Raw genomic sequence first — 18,345 nt, forward strand, 5'->3', positions numbered from 1 at the left:
CCTATATATAATGACTTACACTAAATAGTTATTGCACAACGATTACCTACCTTATAATTCTGCCGTATAAAACCCTAAATTTTAACCAATGAAAGCTATGAAAAAAGTCATATTTTATTTTGTTGCAGGATCCATGGTCGCTGCAACCGCATGTAGCAGCACAGGCTCTACTACTGCAGATAATACTTCGATGGAAACATCTGAAACAGTTACCGTTGCTGGTAGCACCGATAATGAGACAACTACAAATACAGGGACAACAGGCACTACTGGTACAACCGGCACCTCTACTACGCACACAGGTACAACTGGCACAACAGGTACCAACACGGGCACTACAGGCACGACAGGTGACACGAACAGACCAGGTACGATAGGAGCAACTGGAGCAGCAACTGCTACAACAGGCATGGATGCAGCTACAGAGGTTGACATGACCGCTTTGATGAACCTTGATGACGTTACCTTTTTGATGACTGCCGCCAGCAGCAACATGCTGGAAATTGAACTAGGCAAGATGGCTGCCGAGAGAGCCACTGACCCTCAGGTAAAAGAGTTCGCTCAGATGATGGTAGACCACCACACAAAGGCTAGCCAGCAAATGAAACCTATAGCCTCTCAGATGGGTGTAGAGTTACCTACTACACTTATGCCAATGCACCAGGCAATGGTAGACAAACTCTCTAAAAAAACGGGCACTGGCTTCGACGAAGACTATATGGATACTATGGAGCGTGCACATAAAATGGATGTAGCCATGTTTGAGGCGAAATCCAATAACGCCGAATCTGAACAAGTGAAGTCTTTTGCGGCTAAAACACTACCGCTATTGCAGTCTCACCATAAATCAGCAACCGAAATTGAAGACACTGTAGATTAAGTAAACCTAACTTTAGCAAAACAGTCCGCCAGGCAGGTGCCTGGCGGACTGTTTTTTTTTTGAAGGATATTGACTCTTGCCCCAACTGAATTATAGTATCTAAGTAGCACGTCAACAACAAGCTTTAGAAGTGTACACAAGATTGTACTTAAAAACAGGCTTATGCTTTAGCTATTACTAAAAATCTATATTTTGCAGGTGCTATACCCTAACGCCATGCGAAAGAGATTTTATACTTTCCTCCTGCTACTTGCCCTCACAATTTTTACCACCGAGGCAGCCAAAGTAGATACACTGGTTATTCAGAGCCCGTCCATGCAGAAAACGCTGAAAGCGGGCGTAGTGACACCAGACGGTCATCAGAAAAAAAAGAGCGGACCTTACCCGGTGCTGTACCTGCTGCACGGCTACAGCGGTAACTACAGTGACTGGTTGAAAACACCGCCACAGAAAAACCTGCTGCAGCAAATGGCAGACAAGTATCAAATCATCATCGTTACACCGGAAGGTGGTTTCAGCAGCTGGTACTTTGACAGCCCTACAGATAAAAGCAGCCAGTATGAAACTTACATTACAAAGGAACTGCGAGAGGAGCTGGACAGCAAGTATAAAACCATAGCCGATAAGCGCGGACGTTTTATCTCTGGCCTGAGTATGGGCGGGCATGGTGCTTTATACCTATCTGCGCGTAACCCTGAGCTATACTTAGCTGCTGGCAGCATGAGTGGCGCCTTGAACGTAGCAGGCATTGAGCACGAAAACCTGCTTAAAAGTATAGAGGCAGTGCTTGGTCCGAAGCAGGAGAACCAGGAGCTATTCCGGCAGAGTTCTGTTGTGCATATGGTGCCGCAGCTAAAAGCCAGTGGCGTTAAATTTATGATTGATTGTGGCGTGAATGATTTTCTGGTTGAAGATAACCGCGAACTGCACCGCCGCCTGGTGTATGAAAAGGTGCCTCACGACTATATTGAACGGCCCGGCGAGCATAACTGGGTGTACTGGGGCAACGCGCTGGAGTACCACCTGCTGTTCTTCCAGAAGGCGCGAGCTGAGGCCTTGGCACAATAATAAACTAGGTTCTCACAGGCGCTGCCTACATACCGGACACTAAACTACCTGGGCACAGGGCTTTACTAGCGGTTTAATGCTCGCCCGCTGAAGTGTATACCCCACACGACGCACTGAACGGACTGCCTGAAAAGGCCTGTGAGGCAAGGCCCATAAAAAAGCAGCGGTAGAGGCTGCAGGAAAAATGAGCAGGTACAGTTCTATAACCTGTATGTAGAAATTTTACTGGAAAGCAACTAAATATTAAAGACTTGCCATAAAAAGGCGGCACCTCATGAGGTGCCGCCTTTTTTGTTACTCGGGCTATTCCACCAACAACTTAATCTCTAAGAAAGGTAAGACGACGGCAAGAGTATTCATAAGAATCTGCACCAGGTAGTACAATATCATACTTCCGTTCAAGGCAAAACCATTCTATGTATTACCAGCACAAAAACTTGTATATGATTATTTTATTAAAAGTTTTAACAATGAACATGTAATTAAGTTATTGAAAATCAATGAATTAAATAAATAGTTTAAATAATATATCTATATAATGCAACGGCTTAATCTAAACCAAGTATAGCAAAACGAAAAATAGTCTTGCAAGAAACAGTTATATGTTATGCTAAAACTTTACTTTAACCTATTCAATTCATTCAGAATCTTCTCCATACTACTTCTTTTATCTGCACCTGTTTTTGCTCAGAACACGACTCAGGTTTTCTTTGAGCAATTCTCCGGAAATTCTTTCCCTAACGGATGGAAATCGATTAGCGATAGTGATACAAAGAGTGCTAGTGGTTATGAATGGCAGGTAGTACAAGGAGTAAATTCAAGAGAAGGCCAACCTCAGCAATCTGCCATGAATATTGAGAAGAAGAATCCGTCAGATGTTAAAAACATCAATGTTTGGGCTTTCACACCTGCCATAACTATGTACCCAGATGTCATTTATACCATTAGCTTTTACCATCAGAATAAGGCAAGTGGAACTGCATCATTCGAACTAGCTATCAATACTGCACAAGATTACTCTAATGCTACTATCATTGCCTCTGAGCCTTTGATTGACAAGAGCAGATGGGAAGAACATGAATATATAGTTACAGTAAATACTGAAGGGCAGTACTACCTAGGTATTGGCATTAAGCAGTTGAGCAATGACATAGATTTAAGCATAGACGAGATAAGAGTAACCGCTTCCAGCGGACCGTTAGAAGGCACCTACAATGTTGGTTTAGATGGCGATTTTGTAAAGCCTGAGATAGCCATCAGACATTTAGGAATAAGGGGTATATCTGGCGAAGTTATTTTTAATCACACAAACCCCACCTACTATATAGAAGACGGTAAAAAATTAACTATTGACTCATTCACGGGAGCTGGAAACTGGCCAGTTACATTTAAGTCTGCTACTCCAGGATCTGCCACTATTAAGGGTTCATCGGACAAAGAATCCCTCATATACCTGAACATGGTTGACAACATTCACTTCAGCGGATTTAAGATTCACAATAGCAGTGCTAAAACACCATGGGGAATAGCAATGGATAAGTCGAACAACTGCTCTGTAAGCGGGTGTACTATTTCGGCTGGTACAGAAACCGGCAACACCGGAGCCAGAGGTATAACCATCAACAGCGGCAGCAACATTAGGATCATCAACAACATGATTCATAGTATTCTGGGCACTGGAATAGACATAAGCAGCAGCATAACGGACAGTGGACTGGACAACCTTTATGGTGTTGTAATAGATGAAGGCGAAAACCACAAGCTTTATAACAACTCCATATCTATGACAGGCCAAAGATCAGTAACAGGGTCTGTCGCTGCTGCCTTGGCTGTGGCCTCAGGTACTACCGGTCTTGATGTACGAAATAACATCTTGGTCAACACACAAACAGCAAGCTCAGGAGCTTTAAGAACAACAAATTATGCTGTCTATTCTCTTGCTGACAGAGCTGCATTCAGCAACATAAACTACAATTTGTATTTTGTTGCTTCTTCCTCTACATCCACAGTTAATAGCCTAGGCTTTATACAAAACACCAACGCAGCAAGTTTGGCAGACTGGAAAGCAGCTACATTAATGGACGGCAGTTCTATGTTTGGGGAACCAGCATTTACTTCTAACACAAACTTAGCCATCAACCCATCAAGTCCGCGTAGTTGGTTTACAAATGGTACGGGAGTACAGATAGCTGCCGTACCTAAAGATATGCTAGATGTTAACAGAAGCATAAGTGTGGCAACAGGCGGCGTGGACATGGGCGCATTGGAGTTTATACCTACCGCCACAGCACCGGATATGGCGGTGAGTGGTGAAAGAGCGGCGGGTAAAAGGCAGGTTTTCTATTTTGCTGGCCGTGAGATGGCTGCCGTTACTTGGTCCCCTACCGCTACAAACATCCCCTCTAATTTCGCCATTAAGTATAAACCGGGGCAGTTTTTAAACAGCTATCCAATTGAGCACATGAACAGCTCTATGGAGATTCTTAACGGAGAGCAAAACAATGTTGCTACCTATTCTTATGATTTTGAGATGTACTATGATGAAGCTCTTTTGGGTAACCTTCAGGAGAACTCCTTAAATTTTACATTATCACAAAAAGATACTCCTGACTCAGAATGGGTGAGTCACAACGACATCGAGTATAACTTTGATGACAATAAGCTGATTAAAAGCAATGTAGAATCGGCTGCTCATTTTGTAGGCTCAGATTATAACCAACCAATGGGCACTCTTCCTGTAACCATCAAATCCTTCACAGCCAAAAGAAGTGGAATGTACACTATCGTAAACTGGGAAACAGGTATGGAGCTTAATAACAAAGGCTTTGAGATACAAACATCAACAGATGGTCACACCTTTACTGCACTAGACTTTGTGGAAGCTAAGAGCAGCAACAGTGCTCAAGGTAATAAGTACTCCTACACCGACATTCGCAATGGCAAAGCAGGAGTTATCTATTACAGACTAAAGCAAATAGACACCGACGGTACCTTTGAGTTGTTCGGCCCTAAAGCTGTAGATTTTGGTAAAGCCGGCATAAGTATGGTAGCATCCCCAAACCCATTTTCTTCCGAAATAGAACTGTCCATAGAAGCCGCTTCCAGCGATGCGTTATTGATCACAGTAGTGAACACAACGGGAAAAGAGGTTTTCAGAGAAAATGTACCGGTACAAAAGGGATTAAATAAGAAACGCTTACAGGCGCCCTCTTATTTACCTGCCGGCCTGTATGTTCTTTCGGCTATATGGAACGATCAGACACAAAGGGTAAAGCTAGTTAAGGAATAGCCGGGCAGGTGCAGGTACTTATAATTTTATGCGCTTCTTTATGAACACTTACTATGAGGTGAATTAGTATGACGGGAGCTTACTGTACATTACAGCACCCGTTCTTACTCATAGCAAACAGAAAAGGCTATCTTATATAAGATGCCTTTTCTGTTTGCTATAATCACTGTGGGCTCGTCTGCATGACCACTACAATGCCAAATCATCTTACTCTCCCTCCTGCACCCACTTCATGGCCTGTTCCCGCTCAGCAAGATCAAAGTAGCGCACACCTTTCTTCTTCACTGGGCTGATAAGCTTTGCCGCCCACTCCTGCCATTTCTTCTCTCCTACCATGGCGACACGGCCGTAATCAAGGCCATGAATCACATCGAACATACCATTCTCAATAGCTGCAACAGGCTGCACCCAGTCCACGTTCACCATCTCATAAAACAAGTGTGCCTCCTTATAGCGCTGCATCAGGTCGCGGAGCAAGTTCCTGTATTGGTCAAAGTCATCTACAGTCAATTCATCGCTTATCCGCACCGCTAACATATTATTGCGTGTCTCAGGCAAAATTTCTATCATAATGTTGCTTCTTTTCCGTTAATATTAACAATACTGTGCTTCTAGTATGGTGTTTGCATCTCCAACAGAATCCTTCACCGTTTACCTTCTACAACAGTTGCAATTTCGGCCTGGCTTACGTAAGTACTTTTATAGAAACGATTTCCGCTTCTACCTGTTTACCATCGGGTGCGCACACACCCTAATAATGAGCACATAGCTCTACAAACCCTTATTTATGAGATCACTCTTTACCACCATCGCCATATTTATACTTTGCTCCTTCTCTAGCTTTGCTCCTAAAGAGCAGCAGACAGCCTATTCTATTGTTGGAAGCTGGAGGCTGGTAGACATGCAAATTGGTGATGACAAAGAGGCAAAAGAGAAAAGCGACATTGAGAACACTCTGCACCAAAGTACCATGCGGCTTGTGTTTGAGGAGTCTGGGCAGTTTAGAATGGAGCTGGATACAGACGGCAGAGGCCTGAGCGGCGGCTACTACTACGATGCAGAAAGCCAAGTTCTCAGCATCCGCTACGGCACACATATAGATACCGCCCTGGTTACCTGGGACGGGAAAGACAGAATGATACACGCCACCCAAGATGGCACCACCACCACTACTATGGAGCGGGTGACAGAATAGAATGACGCTCCTAAACAGAAAAGGCCAGCTGTTGTAGCTGGCCTTTTCTGTTTAAAAGTATACTTTTATTTAAACACCAGGTTCACAGGCTTATGCACCTGCGCCTCATGGCCAGTAGCAGTCAGCTTACCTGTCGCTTTGTCCACTTTAAAGGTAGTGATATTATTAGAGCGCTCGTTCGCGATAAGCAGCACATTACCGGTAGGGTCTATGGTGAAATCGCGTGGCCAGTCGCCGCCGGTGCTTACGTGCTGCACAAGCGTTAGTTTGCCTGTGCCCTCTTCAATAGCATAGACCACTATGCTGTTATGGCCACGGTTAGAGCCATACAGAAACTTGCCATCCGGCGATACTTTAACAGCAGCAGGCTGATTGTTTTCTTTGAAATCAGCAGGCAGGGTTGGTAAAGTTTGAATTTCAGTGAAGGTGCCTTTTGCAGCATCGTAGGCAAGAGCCGTCATGGTAGAGTTTAACTCATGCAACAGGAATGCATACTCCCCGTTCGGGTGGAAGGCCAGGTGGCGCGGACCTGAGCCGGCCTCTGAAGCGTAGGCAACAAACGGATCGTTCTTCACCAGTTTTCCGTTCTCTACTTTGTAGCCAAATACTTTATCTGCACCCAGGTCTATAGCAAAGCTATACTTCCCGTCAGGCGACGGGGCTATATAGTGCGCGTGCGGCGCCTCCTGTCGTTGTTTGTTTAACCCGGTGCCTTTGTGCTGTACCGAAGTTGCCTCTCCTAGTTTTCCATCTTCCAACACTGGCAAAGCAACTACGTTACCTCCCATGTAATTGGCTACCAACACAGTGTTGTCGAATAGGGAGATATAGCATGGGGCACCTCCTTTAGATGATATCTTGTTCAGTAGCGTCAGGCTCTTATTTTCTTCTCCAACGGTAAAGGCACTTACAGCGCCGCTTTGCTCCCCTTCATATTCTGTTGTTTCATTTACAGCATATAAATGCTTGCCTGTATTATCCAAAGCTAAGTAAGAAGGATTTGCTCCGGCCTTGAAACCGCTTACACGCGTCAGTTCGCCTGTTTCTGAGTTCAGACTGTACAGGAAAATGCTTTCAGCATCCGGATCGGCATAGGTGCCTACATATACCAAGGCTGTATTCATAGTTTCAGGTTCTGAGGTTGTTGCAGTGGCTGTCTCCTGCTGCTCACCGGACGTGTTACATCCGGCTAAAGCCAATGAAAAAATAGTCAGGCCCAGCGCAGTTCTGCTTACCAGCTTTTGACGGATTAGGTTAGGGAGTTTTATCATAAGTCTTTTTAGATGATACCCTGTACGGGAAACATTGATCTGATCTTCTAAAATGTAACGTTAAAGGTATGAAAACTGAGCATAAATCAACCTTAATTATATAGGCAAAGGATGATATTACATGTCCTCCCTATTATGGACTGCAGCCTTGCCAAATGTTGCTCAAAGCACTTTCCGATTAGCCAACAGAAGTATAAACTAACTTTTCGATTCTGTGATAAGGGTAAGATCACTTTTACTCGCTAATTGTACATGAAACTTAGGATTTTACCACCTCACTTACCTGCCACGGCATTGCATGTTTAGCCGCAGATGTGTAATTTGCCACTTGCTTTACCCTTAACTAAATCAAATCACCGCGGTGTCATCTGTCTTCTATACCTATATTGAACTGGGTTTTCATCATATTTTTGATTTTAAAGCCTACGATCACATGCTTTTCCTGCTGGCCTTGAGTGCCATTTATACTTTGCAGGACTGGAAGAAGGTACTTGCCCTGGTGACAAGTTTTACTATCGGGCACAGCATAACACTGGCGCTGGCTACCTTTAACATCATCAAGTTCGATACAGCACTTATTGAGTTTCTGATACCAGTTACCATACTTTTTACCTGCATCACAAACTTCTTTAAGCTGAAGGGTGCTGCTACCAAACAGAGAACCATACTGTCGCTGCACAACCTGATGGCTGTGTTTTTTGGCCTGATCCATGGCATGGGCTTTTCTAACTTCCTGCGCCAGATGCTGGGCCGCAACGGTAATATTTGGCAACAGCTGCTAGCCTTTAACATCGGCATCGAGCTCGGGCAGCTCCTTATTGTAGGTATACTTCTGGTAGCAGGATTCTTGATCATGAACCTGTTCCGAGCCAAAAAACGCGACTGGATTATGGTGCTTTCCAGTGCAGCAGCAGGAATAGCATTGATATTGATGATGGAAACCAGTATATTTTAATGTGCAGCCATCACACCATTATTACTTAATCTTTACTAAACGATACTAATCTACCCTAACCAAAACCGCATGAGAAATATTTTAGCAGGTTTGGCCTTGGTTGGCTTAGTGGCAGGCCCTTTAGCGGTGCTGGCACAAGACACCAAGTTTGCCCAACTGGGGCAAGAGTTGCCAACCCCTAACACCTACCGTACTGCATCGGGTGCTCCTGGCCACCAATACTGGCAGCAGCGCGCCGACTACAATATTCAGGTAGAACTAGATGACGAGAAGCAGGCTGTCACCGGCTCCGAAACCATCACTTATACTAATAATTCGCCGGATGTACTGACGTACCTGTGGGTGCAACTGGATCAGAACATCTTTGAGCCAAACTCGATGAGCAACCTGACGGAGACGGCAGAGCTGAAGAAAGATGTATCGCTGCGTGCCGTAGAGTATATGACGCGCGAGAAGTTTGATGGCGGCTTTAAGATCAGCAAAGTAGCAGACCGTGGCGGAAAGGCGCTGAAGTATACCATCAACAACACGATGATGCGTATAGACCTGCCTTCACCACTGAAGCCCAACCAAAGCTTCACGTTCAACATCGACTGGAAGCACAATATCAACAACCAAAAAACGCTGGGCGGCCGTTCAGGCTACGAGTATTTCCCGGAGGATGATAACTACCTCTACGAAATGGCGCAGTGGTTCCCACGCATGGCTGTTTACGACGACGTGAATGGTTGGCAGCACAAGCAGTTCCTGGGTAGTGGCGAGTTCGCCCTCCCGTTCGGCGACTATAAAGTAAGCATTACTGTACCTGCCGACCATATTGTTGCTGCCACTGGCGAGCTTCAGAATGCCAGCCAGGTACTTTCTTCCACTCACCAGAAGCGTTGGGCGCAGGCTGCCAAGAGCGATAAGCCGGTGGTAATCGTAACGCAGGAAGAAGCTACTAAAGCTGAGAAAACCAAAGCGAAGAACAAGAAGACGTGGGTATACTCTGCTAAGGAGGTTCGCGACTTCGCCTGGGCCAGCTCCCGTAAGTTTATCTGGGATGCCATGAATGTAAAGGTGGCCGGCAAAAACGTGTTGGCAATGTCTTACTACCCTAAAGAGGCCAACCCGCTTTGGGGACAATATTCTACAGAGGCCGTTGCGCACACTTTAGAAGTGTACTCTAAGCACACCATCGACTATCCGTATCCTGTGGCAATTTCAGTACACGGTCCGGTAGGTGGTATGGAATACCCAATGCTTTCCTTCAACGGTTACCGCCCTGAGCCAGATGGCACATACTCTGACCGTATTAAGTATGGCTTGATTTCCGTGATCATCCACGAGGTGGGCCATAACTTCTTCCCGATGATCATCAACTCTGATGAGCGCCAGTGGACATGGATGGATGAAGGCCTGAACACTTTTATGCAGTACCTGGCAGAACAGGAGTGGGAGCGTAATTACCCATCTCGCCGTGGCGAGCCGCAAGACATTGTGGAGTACATGAAGAGCGCCAAAAATACGCAGGTGCCGATCATGACAAACTCTGAGTCGGTGCTGCAGTTTGGCAACAACGCCTACGGCAAGCCAGCCACTGCCCTGAATGTTTTACGTGAAACAGTAATGGGTCGTGAGCTGTTCGACTACGCCTTTAAAGAATACTCGAAGCGTTGGGCCTTTAAGCACCCGATGCCTGCTGACTTCTTCCGTACCATGGAGGATGCCTCTGGCGTAGACCTTGACTGGTTCTGGAGAGGTTGGTTCTATACTACCGACCACACCGACATTGCCATGACGGATGTGAAGTGGTATACGATCGACTCACAGGATCCGGCTTTTGTAAATGCACAGCTACGCGAGCAGCAGAACAAGGCACCTAAAACTCTGTCGCAGCAGCGCAACCTTACCGACATCAAGAAAACACGCGTAGAGCTGAGACCAGAACTGAACGACTTTTACAACAACTATGACCCTTTGGCTACCACTGCCGCTGATGAGCAGGCGTATCGCCAGTTCCTGACCCAGCTGACGCCAGAGCAGAAAGAGAAGCTGAACTCAGCCCTGAACTTCTACGAAGTTAGCTTTGAGAACTTGGGCGGTCTGGTTATGCCGCTAATCGTGCGTATGGCCTATGAGGATGGCTCTGAGGAAGTAGTAAACATTCCGTCAGAGATCTGGCGCTACAACAACGACCAAATCACTAAAGTGTTTATCACTGAGAAACCGGTAGTAAGTTTCGAACTAGACCCATACCTGCAAACCGCAGACACGGACCTGTCGAACAATGCCTTCCCGCGCAAGGTAACGCCTTCTCGTTTCGAAATATTCAAGCAGCAGAACAGCCGCATGAACCCGATGCAGCGTGAGCGCGCAACCAGCGGAAATAGCAACTCTAACAACAGCGGGCAGTAGTTTATACTTCAGCTATAAATAAAAAGCGCCTGCGGAGAATTTCTGCAGGCGCTTTTTATTTGTATTAGTTTAGTCTCCACCGTACCTATCAATGAATTTACGTTTAGCCCTGTCGCCGCGCCGCACAAACGGACGGATGATAAGGCGTGTGCCGTTCTCGTAAGTGAAGAACTTGTAGATCCAGTTACTCAGCACCACCAGTTTATTACGGAAACCTACCAGTGCCATTACGTGCACAAACAGCCAGATAAACCAGGCAAAGAAGCCTCCGAAGTGCAGGTTGCCCGGCAAGTCGGCTACAGCCCGGTTACGCCCTATAATGGCTAGCGAACCTTTGTCGTTGTACTTAAAAGGCTCCAATGGCTCCTTACGAACAATGCGCTTCAAGTTCTTAGCCAGCAGTTTTCCTTGCTGTATGGCAGGCTGCGCCACCCCCGGATGCCCTTTCGGAAACTCAGGTGTCTTCATGAAAGCAATATCACCGATAGCGAAGATATTGTCGTAGCCCAGCACCTGGTTATAGTCATTAACCAGTATGCGCCCACGCTCCACTGATGTCTCTGGCAGACCATCAATAAGTGCTCCGGACACACCAGCAGCCCAAATCAGTGTATTCGTTCTGATTTGCTCGCCGCTCTTTAAGGTTACCAGCTCACCATCGTAAGAGTCTACCAGCGTGTTAAGCCGCATATCTACTCCTAATTCCTTCAGGTATTTAAACGTTTTCTCGCTGGCCTTAGCCGACATAGGCGGCAGAACCCGGTCCATACCTTCCACCAGTATGATGTTCATCTGGCTAAAGTCTAGTCCAGGATAATCGGTTGGTAGTACGTGTGCCCTCATTTCAGCCAGTGCTCCGGCTAGTTCTACTCCCGTAGGTCCGCCGCCCACAATCACAAAGTTCATGAGCGTTTGGCGCATGGCGGGATCTTTGGTCATGTTGGCCTGTTCAAAGCACTGCAATACCTGGCTGCGCAGGTTCAGCGCTTCCGGTACCTGCTTCAGCGGGAAAGAGAACTTCTTGATCTGATCGTTGCCAAAGTAGTTCGGTTTTGTACCTGTGGCAATCACCAGATAATCATAACCAATTTCACCTATCAATGTGGTAACAGTGCGGGCCTCAGGGTTGATGCCGGTTACCTTTACCAGCCGGAAGTGGAAGTCCGGGTAATCGTCGGAGCCAAACATTTTACGGAGTGGCTCAGCAATAGAGTCAGGTTCCAACCCGCCTGTTGCCACCTGGTACAGCAAGGGCCAGAAGCCATGGTAGTTCTGCTTATCAAACATAACCACCTGAAAATCCTTGCACGAAAGTTTTTTAGCAAGGTTTATACCTCCGAAGCCTCCGCCAATGATAACCACACGTGGTTTGGTGGTATCGGGTATATTAAGGGAGAGTTGTTCCGGTTCAAGCATAGTATGGTCTGTATAGTATGATCTGTTTAGAGTAATGCTAATGTTCTGCTACACCTAGTGCTTTTATACTATCTGTATACGCATAACACTACATTGCCAACAAACGGATAGCAGGTTTCTTAGTTGCCAAACCTGCTTTTACTGCCTTTAAAAGGCGTAATTCACTCTATACTTATACTTGCTTGGAACGGTACAGAATTGTACAGCCAGAGAGGAAAGTTAATTGTCGTCGGTTCGTTTATAATCGCCGTTAAGCAGGGACCTGAGAAGCCCTGGTATAGCCATCATATTAACTGTGGGGGCCATGATACGATTCTGCTGATGCTGTATCTGCTGTTGTTGCCAGAATCGATAGTTCTGTGCATCGCTCATCGGGGTGATCCTGGCCAGTTCTTCCAACCTGCGCGGATCCAGGTTTTTAGTGATGATCGCTGTGCCCTTATCCGGAAGCCTTACATTGGCTACGGCTTCTTTAAAGTCCCGCTCGGTAGGCCACGGGAATACATCCACTGTAGGCAGTTCGGTAGGATCCTCCTGCATCTGCATAATAACGGAGTAACTCTGGCTCTCGTAGTTTTTAGGAATAATGAGGTACTGCGGCTTAAAACCTAAGGCGTTGAAAAGGACACTGTCTCCAGCCAGCACAGGCATAGAAAAATAGCCATACTCGTTGGTATAGGTACCGCGGTTCGTACCCGGCACGTATACACCTGCCCCAGCCACACCATACAGGCTATCGCCGGTAGCCACAAACCCTGACAGCTGCACTACACGTTGCCGGCTTTGTGCCTCTGCCTGCTCAGGCACCAACAGAAGGAGAAGCAGCGGAAGCCACAACCACTTCGGGAGTTTTGGCAGAGAGGTTTGAAGTATGGCGGGTAAGATCATAGGATACAATTATACTTATTAATTCTATTTTATAATAGCCACTTTTGGCTAATTTTGTTCATACCGCCCTCAGCCACGACCACTGCAGTATGAGACTTAAACATTTTAGCCTGGCCTTCGGACAACAGGTGCTAAAAGCCCTGGCCGATGAGTCGAGGCTCCGTATACTTCACCTGATCCTGCGTAACCGGGAAATGTGCACCTCAGACCTGGAGCAAGTTTTGGACTACACCCAGACAAAAACCTCTCGGCACCTGTCGTACCTGCGCAGTGCCGGGCTTGTAGTGCCGCGAAAGCTGGATCAGTGGGTGTACTATTCGCTTAAAGAAGAAACTGCCGACCTTGTAAACCAGATCTTCACTTATATGGAGCGCGACAGCATTCTGCAAAAGGATCTGGAAGTATATAACATCTTATACTCTAACCGCGAACTGGCCGTTACAAGGCTGCAGAACCGCCGCTGGACAGCATCCTGAATTGACTTAAGGTATAACTCCCGAACCATGGTTTTAGTATAGCAGTTCCTAACAAGCTCATTCTAATTCTTTTTGTACCTTACACAAACACTATGCTAAAGCATTTGTTTTGTAACAGAACTGATACTTATTTATGAAAACATACACCCATATTCTCTTCGACCTGGATCATACGCTGTGGGATTTTGAGAAGAACTCCGAAGAGACAATTTATACTTTGTATGATCAGTACGAATTAGCCAAGCATGGCAAGTTCGACTGCGACTCTTTTTACCGGAAGTATAAGTTCGTAAACACCCGCCTGTGGGATCTCTACAACAAAGGCAGGATAAATCAGAAAGAGCTGCGCGAAAGCCGCTTTGTAAAAACCCTTCTTGGCTTAGGCTTGGCAGAACACGAAATACCACAGGATATTTCAGAGGCTTACATCCAGATTTGCCCCACCAAAACAGCTGTTTTCCCTTATACCTATGAGGTGCTGGAGTACCTGCAGCCAAAGTACGGCCTTCACATCATAACGAATGGCTTTAAAGAAGTGCAGCACATTAAAATGGGTGCTTCCAAGCTCAATAGCTACTTTAAGGAAATCATTACATCGGAGTGCTGCGGCTACAAGAAGCCTGACCGCCGCATGTTTGAGCACCTGCTAGACCGCATTAATGTAAAACCAGAGGATTGCCTGATGATTGGCGACAACTACGAGTGTGATATTGAAGGTGCACGCGACGCTGGAATAGACCAGGTATACTTTAATCCTGAAAAGATAAAAGGGCGCAAGCGGCCAAAACCGACTTATGAAATCAGCTGCTTAAGTGAGCTGAAGAAAATACTCTAACATAAAAAGGGCGATGTTTTACCATCGCCCTTTTTATGTTAGCCTGTGAGCAAGCCTAGTCTTCAACGTCACCTTTTGTCTCAAGGGTTCTAAACTCGGCCTGAAGCACCTTAATCTTAGCTTTGTCATCCGCTCCCAACTGCTGCTCCACTGTGTTCTTTCTGGCATCCAGCTTTTCAAGAACAACCTTTGCGGCTTTCCAATCTTCATCATTCCAGGTATTCTGCTTAGCCCGCACGTTCTCCATAAAGGTAATGTAGGCGCTTCGCAGGTTTGCAGCGGTGATAGTAGTTATGTCAGCATAGCTCCCTAAAAGCTCCTGCTGTAGTTGTGGTTTGTTCTGGTCGTCTTGCACTCTAATTACCGCAGCCTCAGCTTTGGCTGTAGTATAGTTTGTAGCCTCAGCAACAAAGGAAAAGCCCATTGCTGCGGCTAGCATAATCTTAGCGTATTTTTTATTCGTATTTTTCATAGCATTAACTCTTTTATAAGCTACCGATCTACGATAGCAGGAGCCTTTTACGCAAAACAGTACAATCAAGGTTAAAGAAACATTGCAAAAAGTACTCTTATTTTGCTTCCTATTCCCACTTCCGCGCCTCATTACAAAACAAGCCTTCAAATTCAGTGCAATTTCTATCATTCCTAAAGCGTTTGTTTTGCCAAGCGAACTACTTAAGGTATAATCCAACCCAGGCTTATGTTAGCGTGCGAAATATTCCCTGTCCGTCATCACCTTGATAGCCTAGAGCCGTACCTAATAGCTGCATGCAACCTAGCGACATTAAGGTGCTAAGCTATGAACCCCTATAAATAAGTATGGCCTACAGACTGCGTACTGCAACCTGTAGGCCATATTCAGTTTAGCCTTACTACAGCTACCTGCTGTTTACATTGAACTTTGATTTTGTATGGTTATGGTTTGCCCTCCCCGCCCTGCGGTGTTGAAAACCCGCAGCTTCACTGCTCCAGTTGCCGCAATAGGGCCGGAGTAGGCTGGGCTGGTTTTAGTTGGCTCTGTACCGTCTGTTGTGTAGCGAATGGTAAAACCTGGGAACTGCACATTGGCTACTACCTTTCCGTCTATCACCTTTGCACCCGCAGTCGGTATTCTGTATTGGTATCCTCCTGCGTAGTAATCCAGCCGTGGTAGTTCTCTTTTGCCCACTACGTTTATAAACTCAGACCAGGCTTGGCTATAAAGCTTGTTGCTTTTTGCAGCGTCTTTTTCTTTGGCCCAGTCAGGGTCTTTGGCCCAGGCCCGCTCAGCCACGCCTAACAATTTGGGCAGCAATTTATACTCAAAGTCTTCGGTGGTTCTGTTTGTTTCAGACCACAGCGGTGCTTCGATGCCTACAATATTTGCCTTTCCTTTCTCAGTCAGTGCCTCCTTACTCTTGATGATGGATCTATCCAAAGGATTGCCCCTATCATCCTCCTTCAGGTTGCGAAGATAATCGTAAGGTATAAAGTAAAAAGGTTTATCAATGTCTACATAGCCTCCCCAGTATAACCCCGGCTCGCTAAAAGAAGGGTTATAGGCAAGGTCCAGGTAGAAGTGAGTCACTCCCGTCAGGATTACTTTATACCCGGCGTTCGCCATGCGATAAGCCAGGTCCTCAGCACCTGAGCCAGGGCTGTTCTTCCATACATTCACGTGGAAATTCTCATTTGCAAACTGCTGGTTAGGCACCCAGTTCACTTTTCCGTTTTTAACTTCTTTTCGCAATCCTATCTCCTCCCAGCCCGACAGGTACAGGCCACGCTCCTGCAGCATCTGGTTCACCTTGCCGAAGTAGTAATACCAAAGGTCGTCTGTGTTTTTAACCTCCGGATTCTGGCTGATAAGACGCTGTACAGAAGGCGATTTCTCCCACACACCTTCTGGCACCTCATCTCCTCCAAAGTGTATCGTGTGCAGCGGAGCTTCTGCCTCTTTATACATGCTCATAATTTCATCTACCACTGTCTCCAGGAAGTTATAGGTAGAAGGCAGCGACACATCCATAATATTGTCGCTCCAGCCTTGCACCGAGCGGTAAACCGACTTATCGTTCAGGTCGCGCAGCAGGTAGCGCTCCGCTTCCTCCTTTTTACCTTCGTCCATCAGTTTCATGTAGCGAGCATCCATGGCCTTAATGGCAGCTCTGGCATGCCCCGGAGTCTCAATCTCTGGTATTACCTCTATATGGCGGTCGCGCGCATACTTGAGAATCTCAATAAAGTCCTCCCTGCTGTAAAAGCCTGTTCCCGCTTTATTACTTGCATCTGGCCCGGAGCCATAAGAAGGTACAATGCTGCTTCTGCCATCGGTGGCGTGGGCTCGCGTGCCGCCAACAGCGGTAAGCTCAGGCAACGAACGAATTTCAAGACGCCAACCCTCATCCTCACTGAAATGGAAATGCAGCTTGTTCATTTTATAAAGGGCCATTACGTCCAATACCTTGAGCACTTCCGATTTAGGCTGGAAGTTGCGTGCCATGTCCATCATAAACCCTCTGTAACCAAAGCGAGGAGCATCCTTCACTTCTACGCCTGCCACTTCTACTGTAGCTGCCTTGCCCGCATATGCAGTAGCCGGCAGCATTGTTTTAAGCGACTGAATGCCGTAGAAGGCACCGGCAGGTGAGGAAGCAGTTATTTCTATCCGCTCCGGGTTTACACTTAGTGTATACTCCTCTGCCCCCATGCCGGGCTTTTTCCTAATATATATCGCCTTACCAGTAGCGCTACTCTGTATAGCAGGTTTCTGTCCTACTGCGGTAGCCAGTATCTCTGACAGGTGTTCTGCTTCTCTTCTAAAATCTGCATCAGCTACCACAGTTACCTTTGTATCTAAAGTAAACGGCTTCCCTTTTTCCTGGTAAGAAATCGGAGTTGGGAAAACTTTGGTAAGTGCTGTAGTCGGCAGGTCCTTTATAGTGGCATTATCCTCATAAATCTTCGCTGCTAACTGTTGCGTGGCCTCATCAAAGTGGTTTCCTGGCTCAATTTCCAGCGAAACAGGTATACCTTTTCCTGGTTCCGCATCATAAACAATATAGAACCCGCTAGGGAAGTTAGAGACATTCCGGACAGTGCGGCCCAATACCTCTATAGTACCCGATGCACCAGGCGCTATCTCCTCGAACTTAGGTCCTGGAGCCAAGTAGTGCAAGTCGCCGTTGAAGTGCTGTATGGTCGCAACCGTAGAATCAGCCGCTGTAAGTGCTCCTCCATTAAAATAAAGCTTCCAACCTTTGGCAGGCAATGTCTCTGTCCCATTATTGGTGATCGTTAAAACCGATCGGGATTGTGCCTTGTTCTGGTAATGATTGTCAGCCAGTTCCAACTTCAGGCTCAGGCCCTGTGCTTCTGCATTCGTTTCATTGGCGGCCGATATGGCAGCAGTGTCAGTGGATACTTGGGAGCAGCTCATAAGCATGGCCTGGGAGAGCAGCCATACCGCTACGGCTAGTTTTTTCATATCGTCTGTCTATATATAACCAAGTGGACAATTCGTTTCTTACTCGCTATCAAGTTATAAATAATTTTAAGATATAATAAAATAGGTATAGACTGATTTCAACAAGCCCCCGGTTGTACTAGACAAGAAGTATACTATCAGTACAAATACCACACATAAGTATACCAAGAGCAGGGATGCCTACGCCGGTCTAGGCTGTGGCTGTTGAT

At 46.4% G+C, this 18,345-nt stretch carries 14 protein-coding genes; 8 read left to right on the forward strand and 6 right to left on the reverse strand.

Features of this window, described 5'->3' with window-relative positions; translation table 11 throughout:
- The first annotated feature begins 97 nt into the window (after positions 1-97).
- The 3 genes from PKOR_RS24965 to PKOR_RS23330 all read left to right on the forward strand — a co-directional run bounded on the left by PKOR_RS24965 (position 98) and on the right by PKOR_RS23330 (position 5,237).
- The gene (locus PKOR_RS24965; protein WP_158453736.1) at positions 98-880 is read left to right on the forward strand and encodes a DUF4142 domain-containing protein; all 783 of its coding nucleotides are present in this window, start codon (positions 98-100) and stop codon (positions 878-880) included.
- Positions 881-1,096: 216 nt separating this feature from the next.
- Complete coding sequence (locus PKOR_RS03535; protein WP_046314041.1) at positions 1,097-1,948, forward strand: alpha/beta hydrolase; 852 nt, start codon at positions 1,097-1,099, stop codon at positions 1,946-1,948.
- Positions 1,949-2,555: 607 nt separating this feature from the next.
- Complete coding sequence (locus tag PKOR_RS23330; protein ID WP_052738709.1) at positions 2,556-5,237, forward strand: T9SS type A sorting domain-containing protein; 2,682 nt, start codon at positions 2,556-2,558, stop codon at positions 5,235-5,237.
- 207 nt (positions 5,238-5,444) lie between these two features.
- Here the strand turns inward: PKOR_RS23330 and PKOR_RS03545 are convergent, their stop codons facing one another.
- Positions 5,445-5,807 (reverse strand): SpoIIAA family protein, encoded by a 363-nt coding sequence (locus tag PKOR_RS03545; RefSeq protein WP_046309155.1) that lies wholly within the window; start codon positions 5,805-5,807, stop codon positions 5,445-5,447.
- A gap of 217 nt (positions 5,808-6,024) precedes the next feature.
- Between PKOR_RS03545 and PKOR_RS03550 the strand changes: the two genes are divergently transcribed.
- On the forward strand, positions 6,025-6,432 hold the full coding sequence (locus PKOR_RS03550) for a DUF5004 domain-containing protein (protein ID WP_046309157.1): 408 nt from the start codon (positions 6,025-6,027) through the stop codon (positions 6,430-6,432).
- Positions 6,433-6,497: 65 nt separating this feature from the next.
- On the opposite strand, the gene PKOR_RS03555 is transcribed toward PKOR_RS03550, so the two are convergent.
- On the reverse strand, positions 6,498-7,703 hold the full coding sequence (locus PKOR_RS03555) for a lactonase family protein (protein WP_052738710.1): 1,206 nt from the start codon (positions 7,701-7,703) through the stop codon (positions 6,498-6,500).
- A gap of 361 nt (positions 7,704-8,064) precedes the next feature.
- Here PKOR_RS03555 and PKOR_RS03560 point away from each other — a divergent pair, with 361 nt between their 5' ends.
- Positions 8,065-8,658 carry a HupE/UreJ family protein gene (locus PKOR_RS03560; protein ID WP_046309158.1) on the forward strand — a complete coding sequence of 198 codons (594 nt, stop codon included), beginning with the start codon at positions 8,065-8,067 and terminating at the stop codon, positions 8,656-8,658.
- 69 nt (positions 8,659-8,727) lie between these two features.
- Positions 8,728-11,055, forward strand: a complete 2,328-nt coding sequence (locus PKOR_RS03565) for a M1 family metallopeptidase (protein ID WP_046309159.1) — start codon at positions 8,728-8,730, stop codon at positions 11,053-11,055.
- A gap of 69 nt (positions 11,056-11,124) precedes the next feature.
- On the opposite strand, the gene PKOR_RS03570 is transcribed toward PKOR_RS03565, so the two are convergent.
- Together PKOR_RS03570 and PKOR_RS03575 are read right to left on the reverse strand one after the other, a co-directional pair.
- Positions 11,125-12,471 carry an NAD(P)/FAD-dependent oxidoreductase gene (locus PKOR_RS03570; protein WP_046309160.1) on the reverse strand — a complete coding sequence of 449 codons (1,347 nt, stop codon included), beginning with the start codon at positions 12,469-12,471 and terminating at the stop codon, positions 11,125-11,127.
- 219 nt (positions 12,472-12,690) lie between these two features.
- Positions 12,691-13,359 carry a carboxypeptidase-like regulatory domain-containing protein gene (locus PKOR_RS03575; RefSeq protein ID WP_148561626.1) on the reverse strand — a complete coding sequence of 223 codons (669 nt, stop codon included), beginning with the start codon at positions 13,357-13,359 and terminating at the stop codon, positions 12,691-12,693.
- 89 nt (positions 13,360-13,448) lie between these two features.
- Here PKOR_RS03575 and PKOR_RS03580 point away from each other — a divergent pair, with 89 nt between their 5' ends.
- Positions 13,449-13,835, forward strand: a complete 387-nt coding sequence (locus PKOR_RS03580; RefSeq protein ID WP_046309162.1) for an ArsR/SmtB family transcription factor — start codon at positions 13,449-13,451, stop codon at positions 13,833-13,835.
- A 133-nt stretch (positions 13,836-13,968) separates the two neighbouring features.
- Positions 13,969-14,670, forward strand: coding sequence for a YjjG family noncanonical pyrimidine nucleotidase (locus tag PKOR_RS03585; RefSeq protein ID WP_046309163.1), 702 nt, complete (start codon positions 13,969-13,971; stop codon positions 14,668-14,670).
- A 55-nt stretch (positions 14,671-14,725) separates the two neighbouring features.
- Here the strand turns inward: PKOR_RS03585 and PKOR_RS23335 are convergent, their stop codons facing one another.
- Together PKOR_RS23335 and PKOR_RS03595 are read right to left on the reverse strand one after the other, a co-directional pair.
- Positions 14,726-15,142 carry a hypothetical protein gene (locus tag PKOR_RS23335; protein ID WP_148561627.1) on the reverse strand — a complete coding sequence of 139 codons (417 nt, stop codon included), beginning with the start codon at positions 15,140-15,142 and terminating at the stop codon, positions 14,726-14,728.
- Between the two features lie 417 nt (positions 15,143-15,559).
- On the reverse strand, positions 15,560-18,136 hold the full coding sequence (locus PKOR_RS03595) for a family 20 glycosylhydrolase (protein ID WP_046309164.1): 2,577 nt from the start codon (positions 18,134-18,136) through the stop codon (positions 15,560-15,562).
- Between the last annotated feature and the right edge of the window lie 209 nt (positions 18,137-18,345).

This window comes from Pontibacter korlensis, assembly GCF_000973725.1.
Taxonomy (GTDB): domain Bacteria; phylum Bacteroidota; class Bacteroidia; order Cytophagales; family Hymenobacteraceae; genus Pontibacter; species Pontibacter korlensis.

Coding starts and splice junctions, on each gene's coding strand:
- PKOR_RS24965 (WP_158453736.1), top strand. CDS start 98: ATGAAAAAAGTCATATTTTATTTTGTTGCAGGATCCATGGTCGCTGCA.
- PKOR_RS03535 (WP_046314041.1), top strand. CDS start 1,097: ATGCGAAAGAGATTTTATACTTTCCTCCTGCTACTTGCCCTCACAATT.
- PKOR_RS23330 (WP_052738709.1), top strand. CDS start 2,556: ATGCTAAAACTTTACTTTAACCTATTCAATTCATTCAGAATCTTCTCC.
- PKOR_RS03545 (WP_046309155.1), bottom strand. CDS start 5,807: ATGATAGAAATTTTGCCTGAGACACGCAATAATATGTTAGCGGTGCGG.
- PKOR_RS03550 (WP_046309157.1), top strand. CDS start 6,025: ATGAGATCACTCTTTACCACCATCGCCATATTTATACTTTGCTCCTTC.
- PKOR_RS03555 (WP_052738710.1), bottom strand. CDS start 7,703: ATGATAAAACTCCCTAACCTAATCCGTCAAAAGCTGGTAAGCAGAACT.
- PKOR_RS03565 (WP_046309159.1), top strand. CDS start 8,728: ATGAGAAATATTTTAGCAGGTTTGGCCTTGGTTGGCTTAGTGGCAGGC.
- PKOR_RS03570 (WP_046309160.1), bottom strand. CDS start 12,471: ATGCTTGAACCGGAACAACTCTCCCTTAATATACCCGATACCACCAAA.
- PKOR_RS03575 (WP_148561626.1), bottom strand. CDS start 13,359: ATGATCTTACCCGCCATACTTCAAACCTCTCTGCCAAAACTCCCGAAG.
- PKOR_RS03580 (WP_046309162.1), top strand. CDS start 13,449: ATGAGACTTAAACATTTTAGCCTGGCCTTCGGACAACAGGTGCTAAAA.
- PKOR_RS03585 (WP_046309163.1), top strand. CDS start 13,969: ATGAAAACATACACCCATATTCTCTTCGACCTGGATCATACGCTGTGG.
- PKOR_RS23335 (WP_148561627.1), bottom strand. CDS start 15,142: ATGAAAAATACGAATAAAAAATACGCTAAGATTATGCTAGCCGCAGCA.
- PKOR_RS03595 (WP_046309164.1), bottom strand. CDS start 18,136: ATGAAAAAACTAGCCGTAGCGGTATGGCTGCTCTCCCAGGCCATGCTT.